General features: G+C 41.1%; 11 protein-coding genes. 2 read left to right on the top strand and 9 right to left on the bottom strand.

Features of this window, described 5'->3' with window-relative positions:
• Positions 1-345: 345 nt before the first annotated feature.
• Together ESV85_RS19845 and ESV85_RS19840 are read right to left on the bottom strand one after the other, a co-directional pair.
• A complete protein-coding gene (locus ESV85_RS19845) occupies positions 346-1,041 on the bottom strand; it encodes a LytR/AlgR family response regulator transcription factor (protein WP_146920717.1) in 696 nt (231 codons plus the stop codon).
• On the bottom strand, positions 1,038-2,123 hold the full coding sequence (locus ESV85_RS19840) for a sensor histidine kinase (RefSeq protein ID WP_146920715.1): 1,086 nt from the start codon (positions 2,121-2,123) through the stop codon (positions 1,038-1,040). Before ESV85_RS19840 ends, ESV85_RS19845 begins: the two co-directional genes overlap by 4 nt.
• Before the next feature lie 211 nt (positions 2,124-2,334).
• On the opposite strand from ESV85_RS19840, the gene ESV85_RS19835 reads away from it, so the two are divergent.
• Together ESV85_RS19835 and ESV85_RS19830 are read left to right on the top strand one after the other, a co-directional pair.
• Positions 2,335-2,763 carry a MotA/TolQ/ExbB proton channel family protein gene (locus tag ESV85_RS19835; protein ID WP_146920713.1) on the top strand — a complete coding sequence of 143 codons (429 nt, stop codon included), beginning with the start codon at positions 2,335-2,337 and terminating at the stop codon, positions 2,761-2,763.
• Between the two features lie 35 nt (positions 2,764-2,798).
• Positions 2,799-4,025 (top strand): alpha/beta hydrolase-fold protein, encoded by a 1,227-nt coding sequence (locus ESV85_RS19830; RefSeq protein WP_223276060.1) that lies wholly within the window; start codon positions 2,799-2,801, stop codon positions 4,023-4,025.
• A 23-nt stretch (positions 4,026-4,048) separates the two neighbouring features.
• Here the strand turns inward: ESV85_RS19830 and ESV85_RS19825 are convergent, their stop codons facing one another.
• From ESV85_RS19825 to ESV85_RS19795, 7 genes are all read right to left on the bottom strand, one after another.
• Entirely contained in the window at positions 4,049-4,492 is a 444-nt protein-coding gene (locus ESV85_RS19825; RefSeq protein WP_146920710.1) for a nuclear transport factor 2 family protein, read from the bottom strand.
• A 58-nt stretch (positions 4,493-4,550) separates the two neighbouring features.
• Complete coding sequence (locus tag ESV85_RS19820) at positions 4,551-5,033, bottom strand: thiol-disulfide oxidoreductase DCC family protein (RefSeq protein ID WP_146920708.1); 483 nt, start codon at positions 5,031-5,033, stop codon at positions 4,551-4,553.
• 134 nt (positions 5,034-5,167) lie between these two features.
• Complete coding sequence (locus ESV85_RS19815; RefSeq protein WP_146920706.1) at positions 5,168-6,526, bottom strand: FAD-binding protein; 1,359 nt, start codon at positions 6,524-6,526, stop codon at positions 5,168-5,170.
• 203 nt (positions 6,527-6,729) lie between these two features.
• On the bottom strand, positions 6,730-7,530 hold the full coding sequence (locus tag ESV85_RS19810) for an alpha/beta hydrolase family protein (RefSeq protein ID WP_146920704.1): 801 nt from the start codon (positions 7,528-7,530) through the stop codon (positions 6,730-6,732).
• 265 nt (positions 7,531-7,795) lie between these two features.
• Positions 7,796-8,812 (bottom strand): DUF1566 domain-containing protein, encoded by a 1,017-nt coding sequence (locus ESV85_RS22595; protein WP_223276059.1) that lies wholly within the window; start codon positions 8,810-8,812, stop codon positions 7,796-7,798.
• Between the two features lie 413 nt (positions 8,813-9,225).
• Positions 9,226-9,567, bottom strand: coding sequence for a hypothetical protein (locus tag ESV85_RS19800; RefSeq protein ID WP_146920703.1), 342 nt, complete (start codon positions 9,565-9,567; stop codon positions 9,226-9,228).
• Between the two features lie 2 nt (positions 9,568-9,569).
• Positions 9,570-10,010, bottom strand: a complete 441-nt coding sequence (locus tag ESV85_RS19795) for a hypothetical protein (RefSeq protein ID WP_146920701.1) — start codon at positions 10,008-10,010, stop codon at positions 9,570-9,572.
• Positions 10,011-10,012 lie beyond the last annotated feature (2 nt).

The following is a 10,012-nucleotide window of genomic DNA, read 5'->3' as shown; positions in this document are numbered from 1 at the left end:
TGATCCAAATAAACTGGGTGTAATAAGCACCACAATGGCTAAGTATTGTTCCTATGAAAAAAGAAAAAAAAGATCAAATTATCAGGAGGATCTCAGAACAATCTATTCTTAAGTTAACGCCAATGCCTTTCAGGGCTCTAGAATAGGGTGATTTTTCTTATACCCTGCACTTCGTACAGGGTTATGAATGGTTAGGCTCCTTCGGAGCCTGTCCAGTGGCTGACGGGCTTGTCAGAAAGATGTCAAATTTCAGATCAATAAAAATTCACACCAATTACTCTTTCGCTTAGGTGTCTATACTGGTAGAAAAACGGATATACAGATAAAAATTTGGAGAAAAGAAGTTTATTCAAATTGCTGCAATCTCGTCAACACCTCTTCCTTATAGGATCTGCTGATGGTCAAGGCCTTTCCATCTATTTCCAGAAACTCATGGGTATAGGAAGTGATAGCTGCGATATTGCCAATAAAGGATCGGTGGAATCGGATGAATTGCTTTTCAGGGAGTTTTGTTTCAAAGTTTGAAATGCTCTCACGCACAACCGATACACGGTCAGTCAAATGGATCTTGATATAGTCGGCGAAGCTTTCTATATAAAGTATGTCCGCGAAGTTTACTTTTTCCATTTTTCGATCTTGACGAACGAACAAGAAATTGGGCTTTTCTTCAGATGAAGTTGTGGCGCTCTTCTCAAAAGCCTCTCTTGCTTTAGAAACTGATTTAAGAAATCTCTCAAAAGGAATGGGTTTCAGCAAATAGTCCGTTGCCTCAAGATTAAATCCCTCAATAGCATATTCCCGATAGGCAGTGGTGAAAATCACATGAATCTCCTGAGGGATGATTTTGGCGAAAGCCATACCGTCAATTCCAGGCATATTGATGTCGAGGAAAATCAAGTCTATCTGTTCCTGCTGCACTACATTGAAAGCTTCATTGGCATTACTGGCACTTGCCACAAGATTTAAATGATCAACCTTGGATATGAAGTCCTTCAGAATATTCTGTGCAATGGGTTCGTCGTCAACGATCAGGCAGTTCATGAGCTCTTGGGTTGATTCGTTTGTATGTGAAGATTGACAATAAAGTAGCCATTCACTTTTTCGAAGGTAAAATTATGTGCTTTTGGATAGAGGAGTGCTAGGCGTTTTTGGATGTTTTGAAGTCCTATTCCAGAAGAAGTTAGTGTTTCATTCTGATCAGTTTCCTCGAAGGAGTTTTTTAGGAAGAAGTTTATATCACTCTCACTAGCCTCTATTCTTAATTCCACAAAAGAATCCTTTCCATGCGACTTTCCATGTTTGAAACTGTTTTCCAGCAAAGGAAGAAAAAGCATCGGAGCGATCATTTGTTTGCTTAGCTGATCAGGAAAAGTCGATTTGATTTTCAGTTTTTCCCCATGTCTCAACTTTTCCAATTCCATGTAATCCTTCAAATGATCTACCTCATCTTGAAGAGGCACCAAGGACTTTTTGGTTTGGTACAAGATATAGTCCAGTAGATTGGAAAGTTTAAGGATCAATTCAGGAGTTTGATTGCTTTTTAAAATTGCTGAGCCATAAATCGTATTTAGTGTATTGAATAAAAAATGTGGATGAATCTGCATTTTGAGGTAGGAGAGTTCATCTTGCTTTAGCTGAAGTTCACCGTTTACCAGCGCATATTGTAACTCCTGATTTCGCAGATGAATTTTATAGCTTTCTCTGTAAGCAGAAAATAGGGAGGTCAATAACACAATAATATATACCCCAATGATGATGAGGTAAAGATTCTTACCCAACATTGAACCACTTTCCATTGTCTCCAAGGAATTAATGAAAATAAAGCCATAAAAGGAGGACAAGGCAATTAGGAAAAATGAAATAACTAGCGTGTAAACCGTGTAAAGGGCAAACCAGAAGTACTTTTGCCGAAATAGGTATTCTGGAATAAGGTGAAAACTGAATACATTAACCATTCCCATAGTGACTGGGAGTAAAAAGACTCCGAAAGTAAAGGCAGGAGCGAGATCGGAAATAGTAATACCGAAGTAAAAAGTAAAGAACAAAAGAGTACCTAAACAGATCGATAACTGTTCCAGTAGCTTCTTTGACACCTGAATTAACAATCGCTTTTTATCCTTCATTGAAACGGACAAGGTCTTGTAAAAATTTGTATTTGCAAAGAATTTGCGATGGTTGACGGGTTTTGCTGGATAGGCAACTTTGAGTAGCTGGTATTTTTCAAAACCAAACTAATTCCTGTCAATTTGGTAGTTTAGTCAGTTGTTGGTCGCAAAACCTAATTTGAGAGCTCTGAGTGCTGTAAACTTGTATCATCAACTAATCACAAAATCTATGTACACAGTCACAGCTATTTTAACTCACAAACTCGTTCTATCAAATGTCATCATTGAAAGATTTGTAGAAGGAGGATTGATCGGGATGTTACTTATTTTAGCCTGTTTACTGCTAGCGGTTTTTTTTACCCTGAAGGCCATTGCCAATCTGAATGGGGAGGCAGCTACTTTTTTGAAGTATAAAAAACTGATCAACCAAGCAGTACTTCTTGGATTGGTGATTTCATTTGCCAACAGTTTAATGGGCTTGATTCAGGGATTTGATACACTTGAGGCAACTGGTGGAGCAGATCCAGCTATTCTAGCCGGGGGAATAAAAATCACCTTGCTCTCACCCTTATTTGGATTAATAGTCTTTATCCTTGGGCATTCTGCCACTTTTATCCTGAGCTGGATAAGAAAAGTTGAAATCGAAGAAGCCATATAAATTTCCATTTAAAGTATTTCCTTAACACCATTCTGATGTCATCCCTAATTCAAAAAGCAATGCTTTGTCTTGCTATCTTGTTTAGCATAATAAGCGAAACAAATGCCCAATTCCTTTCCCAGATCGGCTTAAAAGATTCTGTTTATTCTGAGATCTTGCAAGAGTCCAGGCCATTTTTTGTGCAATTTCCTGAGGAATTTGACCCTCAGAGTGATAAGAAATATCCTGTTGCGTTTATTCTGGATGGGGAAATTCTGTTCCCAGCTCTTACAGTGACTCAAAATTTTTATATGGGTGGGTTTTTGCCGGATATGATCCTAATCGGAGTTTCTAATCAAGAAAATAGAACCAGAGATTTGACTCCTTCAGTTGTCGAGCCAAGCTATGGTCCGAATGGAGGGGCAGCTCAATTTTTGAGATTCGTAGGAGAGGAATTGATTCCCTATGTGGAAGAAAACTATCCGGCCAGCGATTATAGAACGTTAATCGGACATTCTTATGGCGGACTCTTTTCGATCTATACTTTGATCCATCAGCCCGAACTTTTTGAGAATTATTTGGCGATTGATCCCAGTTTGGACTGGGATGATCAATTGATGCTTAAGCAAGCCAAGGAATTCTTTGCAAATGGAAATTTTTCAGGCAAGTCACTTTATATTTCTTTAAGTGGACAGTTGCATCGGCAAAAGGCAGAAATCACCATTGACAATGTCATGGATGACGATTCTGAATTCACTTTGTTTGCCCGAAGCAATATTGCTTTTGCCGAGCTTTGCCGAGTTTATTCAGATCAAGGACTAGCGTTTGATTGGGAGATTTTCCCTAATGACCTTCATGGCACCGTACCTCTACCTTCCTTAAGAAATGGGATGATTTCTCTTTTTGATTGGTTTCGAATGGAAAAAACCGAATTATTTAATATTCCTGAAACTCCCACCTCAGAATTACTCGATATCTTAAATTATAGAGCAGAGAAGCTAAGGAGTCATTTTGGTTTTGAAGTGCCACCCTTTCCTGAAGATTTGATCACCATGTCAGGTTACATGAATATGGATATGGGGCAAATGGAAAAAGCAAAAATGTTCTTTGATCAGGGGCTCAAATATTTCCCAAAAAGTGCCAATATGTATGATTCTATGGCGGATTATTATGTAGAAAATAACGATTTTGAATCTGCCTTAGCCTATGTGAAAAAGGCCTTTGAGCTGAGCGGAAGTGAGTATCATAAAAAGCGAATGGAGGAATTCGGCTCTAAGAAATAAGATTCATTCCTCCTGAATTCTGACTATTCCCCCTCAGGAATTGCCATGGTATGATTTCCTGTTAGGAAACAGGTGCCATTAACTTCTACATAGGTACGCATGAAGTGGTATCGAGTAGGAGTAGGGCCCCGATCTACAATGGTGAAACCTGTGACGATGGCTGTATTTCCCGTAATCGCCACTTTTACTTCACTTTGGATTCTGGATCGGGTGTCGCTTCCCTCGTTGGCTGCTTGTTTCTCGGCACGCTTTACGGTGGACGTTTTAGTATCTATCATGGATGCATGATTGTGAACCCATACAAAATCATCAGCAAGTACCCGCTTAAAAAACTCAGGGTCAGGGTTTAGGTTTTTCTCTTCCCATTGGGCATCTAGCGCTTTGATGTTTTCCACTGTCATGCAGCTTTCTTGGGCTGATGCTGAAAAGTAGGTGAATAAGCATAAGAATAGGGTGATTGATTTCATATTTGAGGGCTTAATTGTTTTTTCGAAATTAGGATTTTGAATTTACCAGAGGTGAAATTTAACTTATTAAGTACATCGTGCCAAGCAAAATCATTACAAGTCCCATTAAATAAATCACCCAAAAAGGCTTTCTTTTTAGTGGGTTTTTGCCCCAAAAGGCCAAGGTAAGCTTCATCATCAGAGGTCTGTTTTTGGCAATAAAATTATATCCATGATCGCTGAGCCATCGAAATACGCCGGAACTCTTATACCAGCGATGCAAGTGTTCTTGCGGTTTCTCGAAATACCACAAAGTCCGATAGGCTGAATCAGGACCGCTAAAGACAGAACCGTCGGTATCTATCAATCTGGATGCTTTTTTAAATTCCTTAAGTGGAATATCGGGGAATTCGCCTGCAACTTCCTGAAATGTTTTGTAATTCAAATCCACTGTCTTACTCTTCCAGACGATAATCCAGTATTTACAAAATCCGCATTCCCCATCCCAAACAAACAGTGCTTGGCTCGGTGGACTTTGGGTCTTTTGGATCTTTGCAAACATGGAAAGCTGCTTTTGGTTGGAAGGTAGGGCTGACCTAGTTACTAAGGTTAGTAGAGAGTAAGGGTGTCGCCGGAGCTTACTATTCCTAGACGAATGTGGGTTTCGGAGTAGTTTAAATTATGGGGTGTACTTTCCTAATAAATGTTTAAATCAAGGTAAGCATTTCTGAATTTGCCATTTGGATCATATTTCTTAGCTAAGGCCAAAAAATCCGAGAATTTCTCATAACGCTGATGTAGTGAAGCTGGGTCTAATTTGAATAATTTGCCCCAGTGCGGTTTGACTGAAAATGGAGCCAAAGCCGCCTCGATTTTTGGTAGCAGGTTAAGAACCTCCTCGGTTTTTTGTTTCCAGGTAAAATGTATACTCACACTGTCCTGATGGTAACATGGACTCATCCAGAAATTATCCGCAGCTATGGTTCTGACTTCCGTGATCAGTAATTGAGGGGATATCTCTTCATTGAGTTTTTCAATAGCGATGATTCCGGCAATGGCTTTTTCTCTGGGGATAAAAAACTCCGATTGCAATTCCTCTCCTGCACTCGGGGTAAATCCCATTTTGAAATGAGGGAGCCTACTGTACCAAGGGCCTGGCACTCCCATTTGTTCAGAGCAATTTTCAGCAGATAATCCAAGGATGGGATGGATGTTTTCTGTGGCTGCTTTTGCCCCGTAAAAATCATCCCCAAATTCCATGGGATTTTCGTCCATTCGACTTTTGACCCATACTTCACTGATATTTTTATTCGTCCAATCCGTGAATAGACTCACACTATAGCCACTGGACATGATCGTGTCAAAATTTGATTCTAAGGTTTCCATTCTAAGATTCAGATATACATCCTGCCTCACCTGAAAAGTGTCTTCGACAGCCAGAGTGACTTTAGTTATAATACCAAAAGCGCCCAGGCCAACCACTACTGCAGGGAAATCTTCGTGATTCCGGTCAATGGTAATCAGATCTCCAGATGGTGTAACGAGCTCTACGGCTTCGACCTGAGTAGCCAAATTGCCATTCTTCACACCAGAACCATGTGTTGCAGTGGCACAAGCACCAGCAACTGTGATATGTGGAAGGGAAGCCAGATTAGCCAAGGCAAAACCTTTTGCATCCAATTCCTCCGCAAAATCCCCATATCTCGCACCAGCTTCCACAGTCACAGTTTTTTGCTGTTCGTCTATGCTAATGACCTTATTAAGGTTTCGGGTAGAAATTTGATTTTCCGGACTGTCGGCAATATTGTTGAAGCAATGCTTGGAACCTAGTGCCTTTTGTTTGTTCAGTTTTTTTACCAATTCCTGAACCTCTTCCACTGTATTCGGCTCGTAAAGATTCTTCGCTTGGTAAGTATAATTGCCAGCCCAGTTTTTTCTTATTTCTGCTTGAATTTCTTCGGTTTGAGGCTTTTTTGGCGAGCATGCCAAATAAGGGGCAACTACTCCACTTGCTAAAACAAGGGTGGAGGTTTTGAGGAAGTCTTTTCTTTTCATGGCATGTGGGTTCTTGGACTTTGATTTATCGATGAAAAAGCTTGCAGTTTAATTCTACTCATTTTTACTGACTTTGAAAAATATCTTGGATGATTGATCTGGCAGCAAAAAATGTTCTTGCTAAAGAGACGAGTGCTCTTCACTATCGGCGGATTCAGTTTTCTGCTGCCTTACGTTTCCTTCTATCAAAAACGTGGATTTCATTAGTCCCATCCTTTTATACTCTCCATGATGAAGTCCAAAATAGGAGTGGGATCTTCCAAACTATGAGGATGATGACCGACTCCAGGCTTGCCAATGAGCTTGATGGTGCCACCGGCTTTTCTGAACTCAGCGGCCAATAAATCCGTGTTTTCTGAGGCAGGAACTACTTCATCCGCTTCTCCATATACATGGATCACGGGGATGCCAGCCTTGGCTATCGCAATGCTATTGTAAATCGGAATTCCTTTGAAATCGAGCACAGAAGTAGCGTCCAGCCCATAGGCTTTCAGACACTTTTCCCAGTCAGTGGGACTGCCTTTGCCAGAGTATAATCCTCCCGGCCAACTCTTAATATCGCAAACAGGCGCATCGGCATAGATAGTGAAAACCTTGTCGGTGTTCTTGGCAGCCCAATTGTAAATGATCAAACCACCTCGGCTCATTCCTTCCAAAACCACTTTCTCGTTGAGCTTAAACTCGGTTCTGCAATAGGCATAGAACGCATCCCAAATCTTCACCGCTTCCTCATTTCCATAGAGATCCGCCACATCTACATAGACTACATGAAAGCCTTTTTCCAGCAATGCCTTGTCCAACTGCGGTTCGTGCCCCCAGAATCTCGCTCTCCACACCCAATAGCCATTTTCATTGGCTTGGTTTGGGAAGACCACTTTGGCTGCATGACCCTGAAAAGAGAAATTGCGGACGGTGTATTTCTCAAAAGCTTGATCTTGAGCCGAAGCACTGAGGATGAATAGAAAAGTGAAGCTGAGAAATAAAAGGAGCTTAAAGGTTTTCATGGGTGAATTGCTGCTGTTACAAGGGGTAAGATAACCCAAAAGACAGAAAAAATTGATGGGTTGGGATGAAGGGTAAGGCAGACCTTTGTGCTAAAAGAGGCGAATTTGAATCACTTCAATGGACTCGGTCTGTGCCTACTTTGCCGGTAGGCAGGTCCTCACAAACCGAAATGATTTGGTTATTAAGTGGCCTGTGTCTCCACAGGCCACGGAGTAGGGATAATTTTTAAATAGTTAATCCCGAAAGCTATCGGGAGATGAATAGTTAAAAAGCCCGAACCGCACGAACTCTACTCGCGTTGCTCTTAACGTTGGTGAACTGACCGCTATCGTTAAACCTCTGCTCCCACGCAAAGCCGTCGACGCTCTCCGAAGAACTCCAATAGAAGTAATTACCAAAACCGCCAATTGCCTCACTATTCAGATAAAGTTTGTTCAACTCATCTTTGCTGGGTAAATACCAATCGTCATATTCAACTATAACTAAATCATCACATAACTTAGCTGCGATTCCTGCTTCTGCACAACTGTTCACTATAGCTATGGTATTAGCTGCACCTGTTCCTATTGCTGTACTTGTACCAACAATTAAACCTTCAAAACAACCCCATGCTGCAAAACCTTGGTCTTCTAGAGCAGTTATTATGCCGTGGGTTTCACCTGCCACATAGCCCGGGTCAACGTCCTGTAAGATATAGGCAATGATACCGCCCTGGTATGCATCACCTATTTCCAATGATTCTTCGGCACAAACAGGTATTAAGTCATAGCTTTCGCTAAATGTGATTGGCGTGCCCAATCCCTCCTGTACCACGCTAAAGGAAACTTCATCGCATCCGGCCCAGCCGTCAGCAAGCGGAACCGTATGGCTGACCGTAGTGCCTGAGCTCACCTCTGTGTATTCCATTTCATCGCCATCAATATCAATCGTAATGGTTGCCTTTGCCTTTGAAGGTCCAGCAGTGATGGCATAGGTCACTTCCACCACAAAATCTGTTTCAGTGTTGTAAGCTTTGTAGCTGACCGATTTTGTGTTCTTGCCAACGCTTAGTGAAGCCATATCGGAAGCAGGATAGAAAGTTGAACTTCCCGGTTCAATACAACCATCAGCACAAGATACAGTCGGAGCTATCCGCATGTTTGCGTTGAGCAAATCTGTGTCAATATTTTTGCTTAGCAGTTCAGCGCTGTTTCCCTGGTCAGGTTGTATGTCGTTTATGCTATCTATTCCGCAGGAATACAGAAAGAGTACGGCTAATAATGGAGTTAAAAACTTTTTCATTGGAATTAAATTTTAAGGATATAAAATAATTTTTAGCCACTTAACATTGCTGTAAATTTCAAAAAGATAAAAAAATAAAGAGCAACAGGACCTCAACCTAGGACGATCTGCGTGATTTACTTCCCCTACAGTATAGATTAATTTTCGGAGGAGAGATAGATGGAAATTGGATTCAGTTTGATTTCGAATTAATTGTCGGGATTTTTTTCGGGAGGTTTGGGTTTTTGAAATTAAACCCTGTCTGCCGCCAGTTAGACACATTGTGGTTGGGCAAATCAGGCGCGCACCCAGTCCTAAGTAGCGATTCGACTACGACGAGTGTCGTGGAATCCCACCCAGACCAAGGAAATGATTTGACTACGCTCAGCGGAGGCGAAGGCATTTCGAAGGCCCAGAACAAATCACCACTACCGTCATTTCCTTATTTCTTCTTGGTATTCGTAGTCGTATCGCTCACTGGTCAGGTAGACATACCAATTCCAAAACTTTAATGGATTTCTTTTAAAAGTCCGATACAGTTTAAGGTCTGAATATTCCGGGTGCGCATCTTTGAAGCTTGCAAAATGTCCTTCCATTATTTCAGCATCTCTCCCTTTTGAAGGCATTGTCCAAAATTCAAACTCCGCTTTTTCGGTTTGAAATAAATACGATATAAAAATTCCTTCTGTAAACGCATTTATATATACTGAAAAGATATTGCTGAGAATAAGAGTGGCTGAGACAAGGGTCAAGAGGTTGATGCTTTTTTTGCTCATTTCTACAGGTGTCTGATGGTTTTTGTTCTTGACTTCCTCTTTTGCTTTACTTTTTTGAAATGAAGAATTGAGCCGTCACGAAGGATGATCATTTTGCTTCCCCGCTTTTTGAAGAAAAAGGGTTGGGATCCTGAATTTGGATTTGCAATCACTCGCTGGAAATTACCCTGTGTGGTAAGGATGGAATGCGTTCCGTTTGGATTTACAATGATTTTCGAGTTTCCATTCCCAATAATCTGTGAATGAGTACCATCGGGATTTACTATGATATTGCTGGTGCCCGAACTCACGGCAACGGAGTGGGTCCCATTAGGATTGACAATTACTTTGTGAACGCCATGATCAATAACCACAGAGTGAGTTCCATCAGGATTTACGATTACCGACTGAGCATACAATCCAGAACTCAACATCGCGAAAAATAGTATTACTAAGATTTTCATAA

This window comes from Algoriphagus aquimarinus, from assembly GCF_007997215.1.
GTDB classification, from domain to species: domain Bacteria; phylum Bacteroidota; class Bacteroidia; order Cytophagales; family Cyclobacteriaceae; genus Algoriphagus; species Algoriphagus aquimarinus_A.
The sequence above is the reverse complement of the archived record's forward strand: the minus strand, read 5'-3'. Positions and strand labels throughout refer to the sequence as shown.